This is a genomic window from Streptomyces sp. VNUA24 (assembly GCF_029167005.1).
In the GTDB taxonomy this organism is placed as follows: Bacteria; Actinomycetota; Actinomycetes; order Streptomycetales; family Streptomycetaceae; genus Streptomyces; species Streptomyces scabiei.
The window spans coordinates 4875110-4893645 of sequence record NZ_CP119143.1 but is presented as its reverse complement, the minus strand read 5'-3'; the positions used below and the strand labels follow the sequence as shown (position 1 = coordinate 4893645).

The 18536-nt window shown below is 71.8% G+C and carries 16 protein-coding genes; 11 read left to right on the top strand and 5 right to left on the bottom strand.

Annotated elements, in window-relative coordinates:
• Positions 1 to 142: 142 nt before the first annotated feature.
• Positions 143 to 889, top strand: a complete 747-nt coding sequence (locus tag PYR72_RS20760) for a response regulator transcription factor (protein WP_275456700.1) — start codon at positions 143 to 145, stop codon at positions 887 to 889.
• An 11-nt stretch (positions 890 to 900) separates the two neighbouring features.
• Positions 901 to 2547, top strand: a complete 1647-nt coding sequence (locus PYR72_RS20755) for a HAMP domain-containing sensor histidine kinase (RefSeq protein ID WP_275456699.1) — start codon at positions 901 to 903, stop codon at positions 2545 to 2547.
• A gap of 112 nt (positions 2548 to 2659) precedes the next feature.
• On the opposite strand, the gene PYR72_RS20750 is transcribed toward PYR72_RS20755, so the two are convergent.
• Positions 2660 to 3412, bottom strand: coding sequence for a transglutaminase domain-containing protein (locus PYR72_RS20750; protein WP_275456698.1), 753 nt, complete (start codon positions 3410 to 3412; stop codon positions 2660 to 2662).
• 327 nt (positions 3413 to 3739) lie between these two features.
• On the opposite strand from PYR72_RS20750, the gene PYR72_RS20745 reads away from it, so the two are divergent.
• Positions 3740 to 4213, top strand: a complete 474-nt coding sequence (locus tag PYR72_RS20745) for an ATP-binding protein (RefSeq protein WP_275456697.1) — start codon at positions 3740 to 3742, stop codon at positions 4211 to 4213.
• Positions 4214 to 4256: 43 nt separating this feature from the next.
• On the opposite strand, the gene PYR72_RS20740 is transcribed toward PYR72_RS20745, so the two are convergent.
• The 4 genes from PYR72_RS20740 to PYR72_RS20725 all read right to left on the bottom strand — a co-directional run bounded on the left by PYR72_RS20740 (position 4257) and on the right by PYR72_RS20725 (position 7663).
• Positions 4257 to 4652 (bottom strand): helix-turn-helix transcriptional regulator, encoded by a 396-nt coding sequence (locus PYR72_RS20740; protein ID WP_275456696.1) that lies wholly within the window; start codon positions 4650 to 4652, stop codon positions 4257 to 4259.
• 115 nt (positions 4653 to 4767) lie between these two features.
• A complete protein-coding gene (locus PYR72_RS20735) occupies positions 4768 to 5943 on the bottom strand; it encodes a pyridoxal phosphate-dependent aminotransferase (RefSeq protein ID WP_275456695.1) in 1176 nt (391 codons plus the stop codon).
• A gap of 205 nt (positions 5944 to 6148) precedes the next feature.
• On the bottom strand, positions 6149 to 7039 hold the full coding sequence (gene bla, locus PYR72_RS20730; RefSeq protein WP_275460470.1) for a class A beta-lactamase: 891 nt from the start codon (positions 7037 to 7039) through the stop codon (positions 6149 to 6151).
• Positions 7040 to 7225: 186 nt separating this feature from the next.
• Positions 7226 to 7663 carry a hypothetical protein gene (locus PYR72_RS20725; protein WP_003974483.1) on the bottom strand — a complete coding sequence of 146 codons (438 nt, stop codon included), beginning with the start codon at positions 7661 to 7663 and terminating at the stop codon, positions 7226 to 7228.
• Between the two features lie 1015 nt (positions 7664 to 8678).
• Between PYR72_RS20725 and hemL the strand changes: the two genes are divergently transcribed.
• The 8 genes from hemL to PYR72_RS20685 all read left to right on the top strand — a co-directional run bounded on the left by hemL (position 8679) and on the right by PYR72_RS20685 (position 18534).
• The gene (gene hemL / locus PYR72_RS20720; RefSeq protein ID WP_275456694.1) at positions 8679 to 9998 is read left to right on the top strand and encodes a glutamate-1-semialdehyde 2,1-aminomutase; all 1320 of its coding nucleotides are present in this window, start codon (positions 8679 to 8681) and stop codon (positions 9996 to 9998) included.
• Positions 9995 to 10669, top strand: coding sequence for a histidine phosphatase family protein (locus tag PYR72_RS20715; protein ID WP_275456693.1), 675 nt, complete (start codon positions 9995 to 9997; stop codon positions 10667 to 10669). Before hemL ends, PYR72_RS20715 begins: the two co-directional genes overlap by 4 nt.
• A 292-nt stretch (positions 10670 to 10961) precedes the next feature.
• Complete coding sequence (locus tag PYR72_RS20710; protein ID WP_275456692.1) at positions 10962 to 12239, top strand: hypothetical protein; 1278 nt, start codon at positions 10962 to 10964, stop codon at positions 12237 to 12239.
• Positions 12240 to 12304: 65 nt separating this feature from the next.
• Positions 12305 to 12904, top strand: a complete 600-nt coding sequence (locus PYR72_RS20705) for a TlpA disulfide reductase family protein (RefSeq protein WP_275456691.1) — start codon at positions 12305 to 12307, stop codon at positions 12902 to 12904.
• Between the two features lie 10 nt (positions 12905 to 12914).
• On the top strand, positions 12915 to 13694 hold the full coding sequence (locus PYR72_RS20700) for a cytochrome c biogenesis CcdA family protein (RefSeq protein ID WP_275460469.1): 780 nt from the start codon (positions 12915 to 12917) through the stop codon (positions 13692 to 13694).
• A 24-nt stretch (positions 13695 to 13718) separates the two neighbouring features.
• Positions 13719 to 15569, top strand: a complete 1851-nt coding sequence (locus PYR72_RS20695; RefSeq protein WP_275456690.1) for a cytochrome c biogenesis protein ResB — start codon at positions 13719 to 13721, stop codon at positions 15567 to 15569.
• Positions 15566 to 16702 (top strand): c-type cytochrome biogenesis protein CcsB, encoded by a 1137-nt coding sequence (gene ccsB, locus PYR72_RS20690; RefSeq protein ID WP_275456689.1) that lies wholly within the window; start codon positions 15566 to 15568, stop codon positions 16700 to 16702. Before PYR72_RS20695 ends, ccsB begins: the two co-directional genes overlap by 4 nt.
• A 176-nt stretch (positions 16703 to 16878) precedes the next feature.
• Complete coding sequence (locus PYR72_RS20685; RefSeq protein ID WP_275456688.1) at positions 16879 to 18534, top strand: alpha/beta hydrolase; 1656 nt, start codon at positions 16879 to 16881, stop codon at positions 18532 to 18534.
• Positions 18535 to 18536: the final 2 nt, after the last annotated feature.

Below are 18536 nucleotides of genomic sequence, written 5' to 3'. Positions count from 1 at the left end.
GACGACGCTGCTCCGGCGGGGTAAGCCGGGCACGCGGTCGGAGTGAGAGGCCGGTAACGGTCGGGGTGAGAGGCCGGTAAGAAGGGCCGCCCGGCGCCCCTGACGAGGTGGTGGGCGCCGGTGACCTTGGCAGACTGGGGGGGTGCCCCAGAACGTGCTGCTCGCCGAGGACGACCGCGCCATCCGCCATGCCCTGGAACGCGCGCTGACCCTGGAGGGGTACGAGGTCACGGCGGTCGCCGACGGCGTCGAGGCGCTCGCCCAGGCCCACCGCACCCGGCCCGACGTGCTCGTGCTGGACGTGATGATGCCCGGCATAGACGGGCTCCAGGTCTGCCGTGTGCTGCGCGCCGAGGGCGACCGGACACCGATCCTGATGCTCACCGCGCTGGTGGAGACCGCCGACCGGATCGCCGGTCTCGACGCCGGCGCGGACGACTACGTCGTCAAGCCGTTCGACGTCGAGGAGGTGTTCGCGCGGCTGCGCGCGCTGCTGCGGCGCACGGGCAACGCGGACGGCTTCGCCCGGCCCCTCCCGCCGCCGGCCGGCGCGGCCACCGTCACCGCCACCGGGGCCCCGGAGACCGGCGGGCTGCTCACCGCCGCCGGGCTGCGGATGGACGTGCAGGCGCGACGGGCCTGGCGCGGGACGCGCGAACTGGAGCTGACCCGGACCGAGTTCGACCTCCTGGAACTCCTCGTCCGCAACGCGGGCATCGTCCTCGACCACGCGACGATCTACGACCGCATCTGGGGCTACGACTTCGGGCCCGGCTCCAAGAACCTCGCCGTCTACGTCGGTTACCTGCGCCGCAAGCTGGACGAGCCGGGCGCCCCGGCGCTGATCCACACCGTGCGGGGTGTGGGGTACGCGCTGCGGGAAGACTGAGGGCGCGCCCGGTGCCGCCGCGTCCCGTGCGGACACTGTCCCGGCTGCTCTCCCGGCTGCGGCCGGTCCCCTCGCTGCGGGCGACGTTCACCGTGTCGTTCGTGGCGGTCGCGTGTGTCGTCACCGTCCTCGTCGGGATCCTCAGCTACAGCGCGGCCGCGCGGCTGGTGCGGGTCGACGAGCAGACCGTGTTCTCCGAGGTCGTCCGTGATCTGCGGGAGCTGGTCGAGCAGGACCGGCTGACCCCGGACGACTTCGCGCCGAGCGGCAGCGGCGGCCCGCGCGACGACCTGATCCGCTCCGGCCGCACGGACGTCCAGGTGCTGGGCCCGCACGGGGAGATCCTGGAGAAGGGCGCCCCCGGCCTGCCCGTACGGGACGCGGACCGGCGCACGGCCGACGCGGCCCTGCCCGGGGTGATGGTCGAGCACGGCGAGGTCGAGGTCGGCGACGACCGCTACCGGGTGGTGACCGTCGCGCTGGGCGGCGGCCGGGGTGCCGTCCAGGTCGCCCAGGAGTTCAGCGACACCGAGGACCTGCTGCGGGAGCTGCAGCAGCGGACCCTGCTGTTCGTGTCCGGCATCGTCATCTCCGCCGGGCTGTTCGGCTGGTGGCTGGCCCGGCGGCAGACCCGGCGGCTCGTGCAACTGGCGGGGGCGGCGGAGGACGTGGCGCGCACCGGGCAGCTGGGCATCCAGGTGCCGGTCGCGGGCCGGGACGAGGTGGGGCGGCTCGGCCGGTCCTTCGACCGCATGCTGGTCCGCCTCGCGCAGTCGGAGGAGGACCAGCGGCGGCTGGTGCAGGACGCCGGGCACGAGCTGCGCACCCCGCTCACCTCCCTGCGGACGAACATCTCGCTGCTCCGGCGCATCGACGAGCTGCCGCCCCGGGTGCGCGCGGAACTCGTCGACGACCTCTCCCAGGAGGCGCTCGAACTGACCGATCTGGTCAACGAGCTGGTGGACCTCGCGGCCGGACAGTCCGGCACCGAGCCCGTGCAGCGGGTCGAACTGGCCGATCTCGCCGAGGAGGTCGCGGGGACCGCCCGCCGCCGTACCGGCCGCGAGGTCGTCGTCCGCGTGGCCGGTGACACGACCGTCGAGGGACGGGCCGGGGCTCTCCAGCGGGCCATCTCCAACCTGGTGGAGAACGCGGCGAAGTTCGATCGCGGGGGGTCCGGCGCGATCGTGGTCGTCGTGGCGCGGGGGTCGGCGGGAAGCCTGGGAGAGCTGGGCGGCCTGGAGGAGTTGGGGCAGGGCGGCGAGCCGGAGGGCCTGCGGGGGCTCGGGGGCGCGGCGGGGCCGGGGGCCTTCGGCGAGCCGGGCGGCGTGCGGGAATCGGGCGGCTCGTGTGAGACGGGCGGTGCGCGTGCGTCGGGTGGTGCGCGTGACGTCGGGGGCCTGTGGGAGGCGAGTGGCGGGCCGGACGTCGTCCGCGTGGAGGTCCTGGACCGGGGGCCGGGCGTCCCGGACTGCGACCTCGAACGCATCTTCGACCGCTTCTATCGTGCCCCGGACGCCCGCAGTCTGCCCGGTTCCGGGCTCGGACTGTCGATCGTGCGCGCGGTCGCGGCCGCCCACGGCGGTGCGCCCTTCGCGTTCCGGCGCGAGGGCGGAGGGCTGGTGACCGGCTTCACGGTGCGGGGCGCGGGCGGCTGACCGGCGCCCTCCGTCCGTGAGGCGCGGGGGTGGGGCGGCCTCCGGGGGCTCCGTCGGCCCCCTCGTCCGCCCTCCGCCCTCCGCCCTTCGTGAGTCGGTACTCCGCCCTTCGTCAGGCGGTCGGGCGGACCGCTCCCGCGCTCCAGCGGCCGAGCACCGGCTCGCCGAGGGTGCGCGCCGTCCGGCACAGGGTCTGGCCGTACCGGGCGAAGAGTTCGTCGCGGTCGTCGAAGTGGCCGAGGTCGGCGACCACCTGGGCGGAGAGGTCGCAGGCCGCGCCGGGGGCCGTACCGCAGGCGTCCCACCGGACGCCGGTACGGGCGATCGCGTCGAAGAGGGTCTCGCCGCCCTTGTTGGAGAAGCCGTCGCCGCCCCGGCCGGGCGGGTCGAAGAGATCGCCGATCGGGAGCCACGCGCCGCTGATCCTGAACTCCGGCCAGGCCAGCAGCACCTGCTCCGGCACGAACGGCTTCAGCCTGGGGAACCTCGGATACCAGAAGGTGCCGTCCACCAGCAGCCCGCGCACCCGCGTCCGTACGCGCACGGCCCGGGCCACCGCCTCCAGCGCGGCCATCCGCTGGCTGCACGAGCCGCGCCGCAGCCGCAGGGTCCGCGACACGCGCCGGCAGTCCTCCACCGAGTACACCGGGCGCACGTTCCGCGCGATGATCCGGTGCGCGGTCCGCAGTGCGTCCCGCGGTGTCGCCTCGCTCAGCACCCGGCGTGCGAGGGCCCCGACCAGCGGGTCGTCGTGGTCCAGGATGGCCGTGGCCCGCGTGGACCCGGCCACGCCCGCCGATTCCCGGACCGGCGCCCCGGCCCGCCCGGCCTGGGCCTTGTACGACATGAGCAGCCGACTGGTCATGACAGTTCCGTTCCCCGTACCCGTTGCGATGCCCGCTCCCCGGGGGAGCGCCGCCCGTCCCCTACGGGCGCCCGCCGCCCATCATCACACGGCGTCCCCGCCGGGCCGCGGGCCCCGGGCCGCTCGCGGCGAGGGCCGTGGCCGGGGTGTCCCCGGCCGGGCGGCCCGCCCCGCTTTCGTAGTACTTCCACCGACCCCATTGCGGCGGCGCGAACCCGCCGACTACGGTCGGTCCTGCGCTCACGGAGAGTGCTCATCTGGTTACTCGCGCGCATCCGCCCGCACCCGGCGCCGTACTCAGACTCCATCCCCTGGAGTTGATCACCCATGACCGAAACCGCCCCCGGCCTCACGGCCCCGCTCGTGGGCCTCGCCCCCTGGCTCTCACCCGCGACGACGACGTACACCCTCTCCTGCCCGTCCCTCGACACCTCCCCGCACATCGCCCGCGACTTCGTCGCCTCCGTCCTGCGCGCCCTCGGCCTCGACGCCCTCGTCGACGCGGCGGCCCTGTGCACGTCCGAGCTGGTCACCAACGCCTGTGTGCACGCCAAGGGCGGAGGGTCGGTGCTCCGGCTGGCGGTCGAGTCCTTCCGGGTCCGGGTGATCGTCTACGACGGCGACGAGAACCCGCCGGTCATGCGGGAGCCGACCGCGGGCGGCTGGGAGGAGGGGGGCCGCGGCCTCCACCTCGTGGACGCCCTCACCGAGGGTCACTGGGGGACCTCCCGGGGCGACGGGCGCTCCCAGCCCGACGGCAAGGCGGTCTGGTTCGACCTGAGGGCGCCCGGCACGCGGTGAGGCCGCCCGCCGGGACCCGTGGTGGGGCCGCCCGCCGGGCCCGTCAGGCGCGGTCGATGTGCACGTTGGTCGACTTCACGCGGGCCGTGGCCTCCATGCCGACCTCCAGGCCCAGTTCCTCCACCGCCTCCCGGGTGAGCAGGGAGACCAGGCGGTGCGGGCCCGCCTGGATCTCGACCTGGGCCGCCACGTCACCGAGTTTCACGGCGGTGACGATGCCGGGGAATGCGTTGCGGGCCGAGGTGTACGGGGCGTCGGCCTCGTCGGCGGGGGCCGAGGCCAGCTCCACGGAGAAGGCGGCGAGGTCCGTGCCGTCGATGAGCCGGCGGCCGTTCTCGTCGCGGCGGGTCACCACCCGGCCCGCGTCCGCCCATCGCCGCGCGGTGTCGGGACTGACCCCGAGCAGCCGCGCGGCCTGACCGATCGTGTAGGACTGCATGGCGCCAAGATATGCGCCCCCGGCAGCCCGCTTGGCCCCGACCGTCCGCCCGCCACCGGTCACCGGTCCCTGGCCACGGGTCACCGGTCATGGGTCACCAGTCATGGGTCACCGGTCACCGCAGGGTCGTCAGGAACTTCCCCAGCCGGGTGATGCCCTCACGCAGCTCCTCCGCCGAGGCCGCGTACGAGAGGCGGACGTGGGTGTCGGCGGTGTGCGTGCCGAAGTCCCGGCCGGGCGTCAGCGCGACGTGCGCCTCCCGCAGCGCCCGCTCGCAGAACTCCCACGACGTCAGTCCGGTCCCGCCGACGTCGAAGTAGACGTAGAACGCCCCGTCGGGCGGCACCGGGACCGGCAGCCCGATTCGCTCCAGCCCGTCCAGCACGAGTGCGCGCCGCTCGCCGAACTCCACCCGGCGGGCCTCGCAGACCGCCAGCGACTCGGGGGTGAAACAGGCGAGGGCCGCGTGCTGCGCGGGGGCGGAGGCGCAGAGGAAGTAGTTCTGCGCGAGGCGTTCCAGCGCCGGGACCAGCGCCTCGGGGACGACGCACCAGCCGAGCCGCCAGCCGGTCATGCCGAAGTACTTCGAGAAGCTGTTGATCACGACGGCCCCGGGGTCGTACGACAGCGCGCTGCGCGGCGGCCGGCCCCGCTCGTCGTGGTCCCCGAGGTCGAGGTAGATCTCGTCGACGAGACGCCACGCGTCGCGCTCGCGGGCGAGGTCGCAGAGCGCCGCCAGCTCGTCGGCGGGGACGGAGGTGCCGGTGGGGTTGGAGGGGGTGGCGACCATCACCCCGCGCGTACGGTCGGTCCAGTGCGCCCGCACCGCCGCCGCGTCCAGCTGGAACCGGCTCGCGGCGGTGGTCGGCACCAGGGTCACCTCGGCGCCGAAGCTCTCCACGATCTGACGGTTGCAGGGGTAGGAGGGGTCGCCGATGAGCACCTGGTCCCCCGGGTCGACGAGCGCGGCGGTGGCCAGGACGAGCGCGGCCGAGGCACCGGCCGTGACGACGACCCGCCCCGGGTCGACCTCGACGCCGTGCCGGTCGCCGTAGAACCCGGCGATGGCCTCCCGCAGCGCCGGCAGCCCGAGGGCCGCCGTGTACGTCATCGGCCGCCCGTCCATGACCTCCCGCATCGCCGCCACGACGGCCGGGGGAGCGCCGAAGTCCGGTTCCCCGAGGCTGAGTTTGACGACGTCGTGGCCCTGCGCGGTCAGCGAGGCGGCCTGCTTGGCGAACTCCATGGCGTAGAAGGGGGCGACGGCCCGGGCCCGCCGCGAGACCCGCACGCCCCCGGCGCCTCCGGCGCCCCCTGGACCACCCGTACCGCTCACGCCACCCGTACCGCTCACGCCACTCACACCGCTCACGCCGTTCACATCACTCATTCCGCTCATGCCGCTCATGTTGCTCATGCTGCGGCCCCGAGGCGGCCCGGGGCCAGTGCCGACCGACGTGCGGACGGCACCGGCCCCTGCCCCCGGTCGGTGTCCGCTACGCCGTGAGCGTCTCCGCGACCAGCCCCGCCGCCCTCGCCACCAGCGCGTTGTCCGTGGGGCCCTTCGGGTCGTACTTGGTCGACAGGACGGACAGGACGAGGGGCGGGCGGCCCGGCGGCCAGACGACGCCGACATCGTTGGCGACCCCGTACGCCGACCCGCCGCCGGTCTTGTCCGCGAGCGTCCAGTCGGCGGGCAGGCCGGCCCGGAACCGCTCCACGTTCGTCGAGTTGGCGATCAGCCAGCCGGTCAGCAGCTCCCGGTCCGCGTCCGGCAGGGCCCGGCCCAGCAGGAGCCGCGCGTAGGTCCCGCCGATCGCCCGAGGGGTGGTGGTGTCCGTGATCCGCCACGGTTCCGCCGTGTTCAGCTCCGGCTCCCAGCGGTCGAGGCGGGTCGTCCGGTCACCCAGCGAGCGGCAGAACCGGGTGACCGCGGTGGGCCCGCCCAGCTCGCGCAGCAGCAGGTTCCCCGCCCCGTTGTCGCTGTGCGAGACGGTGGCGGCGCACAGCTCCCCGACGGTCATCCCGGCCGCGACGTTCTCGTCCGTGCTCGTGATGGGGCTGTAGCCCGCCGCCGAGGCGTACTCCTTCGTGTAGAAGATCCGCCTGCCGAGGTACGCGCCGTCGCGGTCGAGGTCCCGTAACACGGCCCCCGCGGCGAGGCTCTTGAACACCGAGCAGAGGGGGAACCGCTCGTGCGCCCGGTACGCCACCGTGCGCCCGGTCGCCGTGTCGTGGGCGAAGACCCCCAGCCGCGCGGCGTACTCCCGCTCCAGCTCGCCCAGCCGCCGCGAGAGCCCCGCGTCACCGGAGGCCGCGGCATGCGCCGACCCGGCGCCGAGCGCCCCGAGAACACCCACCACGCCCAGACCACCCAGGCCGAGCATCGCGCGCCGGCGGGGGTGTGCTCCTGTGGTTCTTTCGGTCCGCAAGGTTTCCTCCGTACCTGAAGATGATCTCTGTCGGTACACAGGACGCGACGCCCGGGACACCCGGTTTCGCATCCGGGGCACGGGCGGGCACATGACGAGGGCGGGGTCGTGAAACCCCGCCCGGACCTCTCGGAGGTCAGCTCACGGCCAGACCAGGCAGTACGGCTGGTGTCCCGCCTCGTGCAGGCGGTGGCTGAAGTCCTGCCATTCGTGGAGCAGTTGGTAGACGTTGAAGGCGTCGCGGGGGCCGCCGCGGTCCGGGACCGTGGACCAGATGAACGCGGCCGCGCCGACCGCCTCCTCGCCGATGCCGCGGAGCGGGTCGACGACGGTCATCGGGAGCTTGACGACCGCGTAGTCGGGGTGCAGGACGACCAGTTCCAGCGGGGGCACCTTGTGCAGGGGGACGCCTTCGATGCCGGTCAGCACCATCGCGGCCATCGTCTCCGGCTTGATCTTGGTGAACATGCCGTTCATGCCGAGTTCGTCGCCGCCGAGTTCCTCGGGGCGCATCGAGATCGGGACACGGGCCGCGGTCGCGCCGTCGGGCGCGCCGAAGTATTTGTACGTCACCCCCACCCGACCACCATTCCCGCTCCCCGCCCGGAGCCGGTTGACCACGTGGTCCAGGCCGTCCGCACGGCCCGTGCCGTCCGCGCTCTCGACGCGGTCCGTACGGTCCTTGCGGTCCGCGCGGCTCCTGCGCTCCGCGCGACTCCTGCGATCCACCAGGTCAGGCCGGTCCATCCGGTCCGTCTGATCCATTCCGTCCACACGATTGACGCGATCCACATGATCGGCACGATCCATACGGTCCATACCGTCCATACGGCTGCGGCGCCCGATCCGCTCAGGCCCGGCGCCCTGGATCCGGTCGGAACCATGGGACGGGACCCGGTCGGAACCGCTCTGTATACGGTCGCCATCGGTCTCGGGACGGCCGGAACCCGCTTCCGGACGGTCGGTGTGGCCGGTGTGGTCGGTACGGTCGGCGTCGCCCCGCGGACCGTGTGCGTCGTGTGTGCCGTGTGCACCCTGCGGACCGTACACGCCCGGCCGAGCCTGCGGGGTGTGCGGGGGCTGTGACCCCGACGACCCCGTCGACCCCGCCGATGCCGACAGCCCCGCTGACGCCGGTGGTACGACCGGGGGCGGCGGCACGGGCGGTACGGGAGGTGCCGAGGGAGCGGGGGGCACGTGCGGCGGCACCGGCGTCGACCCCTGCGGACCGGCGGGACCCGCCGCTCCGCTCAGCTCGCCCGGCGCGGACCGCTCGCCCGGCGCGCTCCGCTCCGGGGAGCCGCCGCGGTCGGCCGAGGCGCCCCGGTCGGTGGACGCGCCGCGCTCCTGACGGGTCTCCGCGGCCTCCTCCGCCTCGCGTCGGTGCCTGCCCCGCCGGGCACGACGAGGACCGAGGTCACCGGTCCCGTCGCCCAGTCCGCCACCGCGATGCATATCTCCACCCGAACGCATTTCTGGGCCGCGTGACCCCCGCCGCGCAACCCGATCATCGTGTCAGTGACCTCCCCCGCGACCGCTCGCCGAAACGTGTGCGCAAACACCAGTCGGCGGGATCTCCGGAGCCTCTGACACCATGGCCTGTGTGAGCTATCCGTACGAAGCCCCAGTTTCGCAGACTCTTTTCTCGCGCGCGGCGGCCGTGACGCCCGGCGGCGTGAACTCTCCCGTGCGCGCCTTCCGTGCCGTGGGCGGTACGCCCCGGTTCATGGTGTCCGGTACCGGTCCCTATCTGACGGATGCCGACGGCCGTGAATATGTGGATCTTGTGTGTTCGTGGGGTCCCATGATCCTCGGGCACGCCCGTCCCGAGGTCGTCGCCGCCGTGACGGAGGCCGTCTCGCGCGGTACCTCCTTCGGTACGCCCGGCGAGGGCGAGGTCGCGCTCGCCGAGGAGATGGTGGACCGGGTCGGGCCGCTGGAGCAGGTGCGGCTGGTGTCCAGCGGGACCGAGGCCACCATGTCCGCGATCCGGCTGGCCCGCGGCTTCACCGGCCGGACCAAGGTGGTGAAGTTCGCCGGGTGTTACCACGGTCACGTCGACTCGCTGCTGGCCGCCGCCGGGTCCGGGGTCGCCACCTTCGCGCTGCCCGACACCCCGGGCGTCACCGGCGCCCAGGCCGGCGACACCATCGTGCTGCCCTACAACGACCTCGACGCCGTACGGGCCGCCTTCGCCGCCCACCCCGGCGAGATCGCCTGCGTCATCACCGAGGCGTCCCCCGGCAACATGGGCGTCGTACCGCCGCTGCCGGGCTTCAACCAGGGCCTGAAGGACGTGTGTGCCGAGCACGGCGCGCTGTACGTCTCCGACGAGGTCATGACCGGGTTCCGCACCAGCCGGGCCGGATGGTTCGGTGTCGACGGGGTCGTCCCCGACCTCATGACCTTCGGCAAGGTCATGGGCGGCGGCTTCCCCGCCGCGGCCTTCGGCGGGCGGGCCGACGTGATGGCGCACCTCGCGCCCGCCGGGCCCGTCTACCAGGCCGGCACGCTCTCCGGGAACCCGGTCGCGACCGCCGCCGGCCTCGCGCAGCTGCGGCTGCTGGACGAGGCGGCGTACGACACCGTGAACGCGGTCTCCGCGCAGGTCCAGGGGCTCGTCACCGAGGCCCTCACCAAGGAGGGTGTCGCGCACACGCTGCAGAACGCCTCCAACATGTTCTCCGTGTTCTTCACGGACACGCCCGTGCGGAACTACGAGGAGGCCAAGGCGCAGGAGTCGTTCCGCTTCAACGCCTTCTTCCACTCGATGCTGTCGCAGGGCGTCTATCTGCCGCCGTCGTCGTTCGAGTCGTGGTTCGTGTCGACCTCGCACGACGAGCGGGCGGTTCAGCGGATCGCCGACGCCCTTCCGGCGGCGGCGCGGGCAGCAGCGGAGGCTTCGGCAGCATGAGTGACATCACGGTCGTCCATCTGATGCGGCACGGCGAGGTCGCCAACCCGGACGGGATTCTCTACGGGCGCCTCGGCGGGTACCACCTCTCCGACCTCGGGCGGCGGATGGCCGACCGGGTCGCCGAGCATCTGGCGTCCCGGGACGTCACGCACGTCGTGGCGTCCCCGCTGGAGCGGGCGCAGGAGACGGCGACGCCGATCGCCAAGACGCACGGGCTGGACCTCGCGACCGACGGGCGGCTCATCGAGGCGGACAACGTCTTCCAGGGCAAGACGTTCGGTGTCGGCGACGGTGCGCTGAAGCGGCCGGAGAACTGGAAGCACCTGGTCAACCCCTTCAAGCCGTCGTGGGGGGAGCCGTACGTCGACCAGGTCGTCCGCATGATGGGGGCGCTCGACGCGGCGAAGGACGCGGCGCGGGGGCACGAGGCGGTGCTGGTCTCGCACCAGCTGCCGATCTGGATCGTGCGGTCGTACGTCGAGCGGCGTCGGCTGTGGCACGACCCGCGGCGGCGGCAGTGCACGCTGGCGTCCCTGACGACGTTCACGTACCAGGGCGACAAGATCGTCTCCGTCGGCTACAGCGAGCCCGCGCGTGATCTGGTGCCGGCGCACCTGCTGGCGGGGGCGAAGCCGGTGAAGGGCAAGAGCAAGGCCTTCGGAGCCTGAGCGCTCCGCTGGGTGCGGGTGTGGGTGTGGGTGCGGGCTGGGTGGTTGCGGTGGTGGCGGGGTGCGGGTGCGTCGTGGTTCGTCGCGCAGTTCCCCGCGCCCCTGAAGGCCCTGGTGTCGTCCCGGCCCCTGAAGGCCCCGGTGTCGTCCCGGGGGAAAAGGGGGTCGTGCGTTGTTCGTGGGCGTAAAGATTTTCGTTCTTCGGAGATCAATGGGAACCCGTTCGTCCTGTCGTGCCTCTCAGTCGGTGTGCTTCACGTGAACGGTGCGTGGAATGACCGAGGGGGATGTAATGCGCGAGATATCGCGGAGGGGGATGCTCGGGCTCGGTGTCGGGGCGGGGGCGGCCGCGGGGCTGGGGCTGACCGGGTGCGGGACGGGGCTCGGGGGGAAGCCGGGCGAGGGCGGCGGGTCCGGGGGCGACGGGAAGAAGCCGGGGAAGAAGGGCAGGCCCGGCAAGAAGGCGAAGCCGCTGGGTGACGGCTCGACCTCGTACACGGGGAAGCAGCCGAACCAGCCGGGCAGGCCGCGGCCGCTGGAGCCCGGCGAGAAGCCGCCGCAGTTCGTGGTGTTCTCCTGGGACGGGGCCGGCGACGTCGGGAACGGGCTTTTCGAGCGGTTCCTGAAGGCCGGGCGGGACCACGACGCCCATATGACGTTCTTCCTCTCCGGTATCTATCTCCTCCCGGAGTCGAAAAAGCGCGTGTATCTCCCGCCGAACAACGCCCCCGGCGCCTCCGACATCGGTTATCTGACGGACGAACACATCAAGTCCACGCTGGGTCACGTGCGGACCGCATGGCTCGACGGACACGAGATAGGCACCCACTTCAACGGCCACTTCTGCGGCGGTTCCGGCTCGGTCGGGAACTGGACGCCCAAGCAGTGGCGCAGCGAGATCGAGCAGGCGAAGTCCTTCGTCAAGGAGTGGCGGACCAACAGCGGCTGGACGGACGTCGAATCCCTGCCGTTCGACTACGACAAGGAGCTGATCGGCGGCCGCACGCCTTGTCTGCTGGGGCAGGAGAACCTGCTGCCCACCGCCCGCGAACTGGGCTGGCGCTACGACTCCTCCTCGCCCGGCGGCCTCCAGATGTGGCCCAAGAAGAAGCAGGGCATCTGGGACCTGCCGCTGCAGTCCGTGCCGTTCCCGGGCCGCAGCTTCGAGGTGCTGTCCATGGACTACAACATCATGTTCAACCAGTCGCAGAACTCCACCCAGGCCCCGCCCGCGAACTACCCGGCCTACCGCACCCAGGCGACCGGCGCGTACGTCGCCGGGTTCCAGCGCGCGTACGAGACGAACCGGGCGCCGCTGTTCATAGGCAACCACTTCGAGGAGTGGAACGGCGGGGTCTACATGGACGCCGTCGAGGAGGCCCTGAAGCACATCGCGCGGGCCAAGGAGAAGGCCAAGGACGGGGAGATACGGATCGTGTCCTTCCGGCAGTTCGTGGACTGGATGGACGCCCAGACCCCGGAGGTCCTCGCCAAGCTCCAGACCCTCGGGGTGGGCCAGCGGCCCACGGGCGGGTGGAAGGAGTTCCTGGGGGCCGGTTCAGCCGCCTGACCTGCGGACACGGGGGCCGCTGACCCCGCCCGAAGCCCCCGAAACGGGCATGCGAAACTTTTCACATGAGTGTCCGTACGAGCCGCAGTCGTGCCGCTTTGCTCTCCGCCGGGGCCGCCGCCCTGGTCCTGACGCTGTCCGCCTGTGCGGGCGGCGGCATCGAGGGCGGAGGCGGCCAGACCGGGTTCATCACCGGCTCCGACGGGATCGCGACGGTGAAGAAGGGGGACCGGGACACCGCGCCCGATCTCTCCGGCAAGACCATCGACGGCGACCAGCTGGACCTCTCCGCCTACAAGGGCAAGATCATCGTCCTGAACGTGTGGGGCTCCTGGTGCGCACCGTGCCGGGCCGAGGCGCCCAACCTGGCGAAGGTCTCCGAGGACCTCGCCGGCCAGGGCGTGCAGTTCGTCGGCATCAACACACGGGACACCAGCACCCGGCCGGCGGTCGCCTTCGAGGAGCAGTACAAGGTCACGTACCCGAGCCTCTACGACCCCACCGGCAAGCTGCTGCTGCGCTTCGAGAAGGGCTCGCTCAACCCGCAGCTGATCCCCTCCACGCTGGTCATCGACCGGCAGGGCAAGCTCGCCGCACGCACGCAGCAGGCGCTCAGCGAGGAGAAGCTGCGCAAGATGCTCAAGCCGATCCTCGCGGAGAAGTGACGTGCCCGGAATGTCCGTCACGGCCGCCGCGCTGACCACGACCGCCACCGAGCTGGGCGACACCGTCTTCAACGGCGCCCTGCTGCTCGCCCTGCCGATCGCCGTCCTCGGCGGGCTCGTCTCCTTCTTCTCCCCCTGTGTCCTGCCGCTCGTGCCCGGCTATCTGTCGTACGTCACCGGCGTCGGCGGCACCGACCTGGTCGACGCCCGCCGGGGCCGGATGGTGGCCGGGGCCGGACTGTTCGTCCTCGGCTTCACCTTCGTGTTCGTGTCCGGCGGCGCGCTGTTCGGGTACTTCGGCCGGACCCTGCTGGAGCACCAGGACGTGCTCAACAAGGTGCTCGGCGTGCTCATGATCGCCATGGGCCTCTTCTTCATGGGGCTGATGCCCTGGTTCACCCAGCGCGAGTTCCGCTTCCACACCAGGCCGGCCACCGGGCTCGTGGGCGCCCCGATACTGGGCGCGCTCTTCGGCATCGGCTGGGTCCCCTGCATCGGACCCACCCTCACCTCCGTCAACGCCCTCGCCCTCGAACAGGCCAGCGCCGGGCGCGGGGCCCTGCTGATGGTGGCGTACTGTCTGGGGCTGGGCCTGCCCTTCGTGCTCGCCGCGGTGGCCTTCCGCAAGGCGCTCGGCGCCTTCGCCTGGGTCAAGCGGCACTACGCGTGGGTGCTGCGCATCGGCGGCGGCATGATGATCACGATCGGACTGCTCATGCTGACCGGCGCCTGGGACCGCATCATTCAGGAGATGCAGGTCTGGTCCGCCGGCTTCACCCCTGGGATCTGAGCCAATGACGACGGACCTGAGCCAATGACGACGACCGACTCCGGCAACCGCGAGAACGCCGCCCGGCCCGCGAGCGGGACCCCCGACGACAACGACCTCGGTGCCGCCGGCTCGCAGCTGTCCACCGCACCGGAGGAGGACGCACCCACCCTGCCCTCGCTCGGGGTGATCGGCTGGGCCCGCTGGTTCTGGCGGCAGCTGACGTCCATGCGGGTCGCGCTGCTGCTGCTGTTCATGCTGTCGCTCGCGGCCATCCCCGGCTCGCTGATCCCGCAGTCGGGCCAGGACGAGTCCCGCGTCGCCGACTTCATGCAGCGGCACGACACCCTGGGACCCCTCTACGAGAAGCTCGGGCTGTTCCACGTCTACAGCTCGGTGTGGTTCTCGGCGATCTACATCCTTCTCTTCGTCTCGCTCATCGGCTGCATCGTGCCCCGCACCGGGCAGTTCGTGGGCCAGCTCCGCGGCCGCCCGCCGGGGGCGCCCCGGCGCCTGACCCGCCTGCCCGCCTACGCGACCTGGCGCACGGAGGCCACGCCGGAGCAGGTGCGGGAGGCCGCGCTGCGGGCGTTGAAGAAGCGCCGGTTCCGCGCGCACGTCGCCGGGGACGCCGTCGCCGCCGAGAAGGGGTATCTGCGGGAGGCGGGCAACCTCGCCTTCCACATCGCCCTGATCGTGATGCTCGTCGCCTTCGCCTGGGGCCAGCTCTACCGGTCCGAGGGCAACAAGCTGATCGTCGAGGGCGACGGCTTCTCCAACGTCCTCCCCCAGTACGACGACTTCAAGTCCGGCAACCTCTTCACCGCCGACGACCTCAACCCGTTCAGCTTCGACCTCAGGAGCTTCCGGGGCACGTACGAGACGAGCGGCCCCAACAAGGGCACGCCCCGCGTCTTCGAGGCCGCCGTCGACTACGCGGTCGGCGCCGACGGCAAGGAGCGGTCGACCAGGATCGAGGTCAACAAGCCGCTGGAGATCGGCGACTCGAAGGTCTACCTCGTCAGCCACGGATACGCCCCCGTCCTCACCATCAAGGACGGGCGGGGCAAGGTCGTCTTCCAGGACGCCGCGCCGCTGCTGCCGCTGGACTCCAATGTCACCTCCACCGGTGCGATCAAGGTCATGGACGGTTACACCGATGCCGCGGGCAAGTGGGACCAGCTCGGTATCCAGGCCTTCTTCCTCCCGACGTACGGGGGCAAGAACACCGCCGTGGTCTCGCAGTTCCCCGCGCTGCTGAACCCCGTGCTCAACCTGGAGCCGTACCACGGTGACCTCCGGGTCAACGCGGGCATCCCGCAGAGCGTGTACCAGCTCGACAAGTCGAAGCTCAAGGGGTTCAAGGACTCCAAGGGCGCGCAGGTGCGGGAGAACCTGAAGATCGGCGAGTCCATGACGCTGCCGAACGGCGCGGGCACGATCACCTTCGACGGGGTCAAGGAGTGGGCCGGCTTCCAGATCACCCAGCAGCCCGGCAGCGGATGGGCCCTCGGCGGTGCGATCACCGCCATCCTCGGTCTCGCCGGATCGCTGTTCATCCAGCGCCGACGGGTGTGGGTGCGCGCGGTGGCCGGTCCCGACGGGGTCACCGTCGTCGAGATGGCCGGGCTCGGCCGCAGCGAGTCGGCGAAGGTGCCGGAGGAGCTGGGTGACTTGGCGGCAGTGGTGCATGCCCAGGCGCCGACGTTTGCTGAGCCTGGTTCTGATGGTGAGCCGTCCGCTGATGCCGAGGCCGAGGGCGGTGACGCTGACCGGCGCTTGCACGGTGCCGCTGCGCCCACCCGTGCCGCCCCAGCGGCACGATTGCCCGCAGGTAGTGCGGGCCCCGATGCCCCCCAACCCCCAGCCGTACCGTCCGAAGGGGCCGAGCAGTGACTCTCGCCGCCGCCACCAACGAAAACCTCGCGAACATCAGCAACACGCTGATCTACTCCGCGATGGCCGTCTACACCCTCGCCTTCTTCGCCTACATCGCCGAGTGGCTCTTCGGGAGCCGGAGCAAGGTCGGCCGTACGGCCGCCGCGCTGACCGCCGGCACCAAGGACGCCAAGGACGCCAAGGACGCCAAGAAGACCGACGCGCCCGCGGTGACGGTGCAGTCCGCCGGCGGGACCAGCGTCCTGGAGCGGCCGAAGGTGGTCGTGCGGGCCGCCGCCGGTGCCCGGGACGTGCCGGACGGACCCGGCGCGCACGGCGGGGACGAGCAGGGCGACCTCTACGGCCGTATCGCCGTGTCCCTCACCGCGCTGGCCTTCCTCGTCGAGTTCGGCGGGGTGCTCACCCGGGCCCTCTCGGTGCAGCGGGCGCCCTGGGGCAACATGTACGAGTTCAACATCACCTTCTCCACCGTGGCCGTCGGGGTGTACCTCGCGCTGCTCGCGCTGAAGAAGAACGTCCGCTGGCTCGGGCTTCCGCTGATCACGACGGTCCTCCTCGATCTCGGTCTCGCCGTCACTGTCTTGTACACCGCCAGTGACCAGTTGGTTCCCGCCCTGCACTCGTACTGGCTCTACATCCACGTCTCCACCGCGATCTTCTGCGGCGCGGTCTTCTACGTGGGCGCGGTCGGCACGATCCTGTACCTGTTCAAGGACTCCTACGAGAGCAAGCTCGCGGCCGGCGGGCGGCCCGGCCGGTTCGCGACCTCCGTCATGGAGCGGCTGCCCGCCTCGGCCTCCCTCGACAAGTTCTCGTACCGCGTCAACGCGGCCGTCTTCCCGCTGTGGACGTTCACGATCATCGCGGGCGCGATCTGGGCGGGCGACGCGTGGGGCCGCTACTGGGGCTGGGACCCCAAGGAGACCTGGTCGTTCATCACCTGGGTCGCCTACGCCTGCTACCTGCACGCCCGTGCCACGGCCGGCTGGAAGGGCCGCAAGGCCGCGTACATCGCGATCGTCGCCTTCGCCTGCTGGCTGTTCAACTACTACGGCGTGAACATCTTCGTCAGCGGCAAGCACTCCTACGCGGACGTGGGCCTGGCGGCGCTCCGGTCCGTGGGCGCCTGACCGCCCCGGCCCGGTTCCCTCTACAACTCCGGTACCACTCACCGCCGCCGCGTCATTCCCAGGGGGGAGGGAAGGGCGGCCCGGTGGGGGATCCGCAGGCGTGGCCCCGTCTTGAATGATCTTTCCTGTCCGAACGTGTGACCGGAAGGATCGAATTCGTGCGCAGAAGACGTCTCATGCCCCTGTTAGCCGTGAGCGTCACGGCGACGCTGGCTCCCGCACTCGCCACCTCCACCGCCACCGCCGCTCCGGCGGCCTCCCCGGCGACCACGTCTCTGTCGACCGCCTCCGTGTCGACCGCCTCCGCGGCGACCGCCGGGGGCGCGCTGGACCCGTACGTGAAGCAGAAGCCGAAGTGGAAGCGGTGCCACGCCGACGCTCCCGCGAAGTTCAAGTGCGCCACCATCAAGGTCCCGCTGGACTACCGGGCCCCCGGCGGCAAGCGGATCGACCTGGCCATATCCCGGCTGAGGAGCACCGCCCCCGACCAGCGCCACGGTGTGCTGTTCTCCAACCCCGGCGGCCCCGGGGGCTCGGGGCTCTTCATGCCGCTGGGGGTCCAGGAGATCCTCCCCAAGGCCGCACAGCGCAAGTACGACCTCATCGGCTTCGACCCGCGCGGTGTGGGGCAGAGCAGCCCGGTCTCCTGCGGTCTGAAGCCGAAGGAGGAGGACTGGCTGCGGCCCTACAAGAAGAAGACGTTCGCCAAGGACGTCGCCTGGGCCCGCACCGTCGCGGACAAGTGCGAGAAGAAGGCGGGTGCCACACTCCGGCACATCACCACGCGCAACACCGCGCGTGACATGGATCTGATCCGGGCGATCCTCGGTGAGAAGAAGATCTCGTACCTGGGGTACTCGTACGGCACCTACCTCGGCGCCGTCTACACCCAGCTCTTCCCGGGCCGGGCCGACCGGTTCGTGCTGGACAGCGCGGTCGAACCGGCGCGCGCCTGGCGGGGGATGATCCAGTGGTGGGCAGAGGGCGCCGAGCCCGCGTTCGACCGGTGGACCGAGTGGGCCGCCGCGCGGTCGGCGACCTACGGCCTCGGTGACACCCCGAAGAAGGTCGACCGGACCTTCTGGGACCTGGTCGCGCAGGCCGGTAGGAAGCCCATCGAGGTGGACGGGCAGGCGGTCACCGATGACGACATCCGCAGCGGTATGCGCGGGGCGGTCTTCAGCCCGGACTACGCCTCCGACATCATGATGGAGCTGAAGAAGGCCGCGGCCGGCCGGCCCGCCTCCACGAGGAAGCTCGCGGTGTTCGCCGGCTCCGAGAGGTCCCGGACGGCCGGTGCCGTCGCTGCCGCCAAGGTGCCGGCCGACAACGAGATGGCGAGCTTCTGGGCCGTGGTGTGCGGCGACAACTCGGCCGCGTGGTCCCGCGATCCCGAGAGCTACCGACGGGACGCCATCGCGGACAAGCGCCGCTACCCCCTCTTCGGTGACTTCGCGTCCAGCATCAAACCCTGTGCGTTCTGGGACAAGTCCGTGGAACGGGCGACCAAGGTGAACAACAAGGTCGGCTCCCTGGTCGTCCAGAACGAGTGGGACTCGCAGACCCCGCTGCCCAGCGGTCAGGCCCTGCACGCCGACCTGAAGGGCTCGAAGATGGTCACCGTCCACGGCGGCGAGGGCCACGGCGTCTATCCGAGCGGCAACGCGTGCTCGGACGGCGCGGTCAACGGCTACCTCCTCACCGGGAAGCTCCCGGCGAAGGACGTGACCTGCGAGGCGACGACGGGCTCGAACGAGGAGGCCCGGAAGAACCGGCAGCGGGACGTGCTCCCCGGTTCTCCGCTGCCTCAGCGTGCCCCGGACCGCTTCTGAGC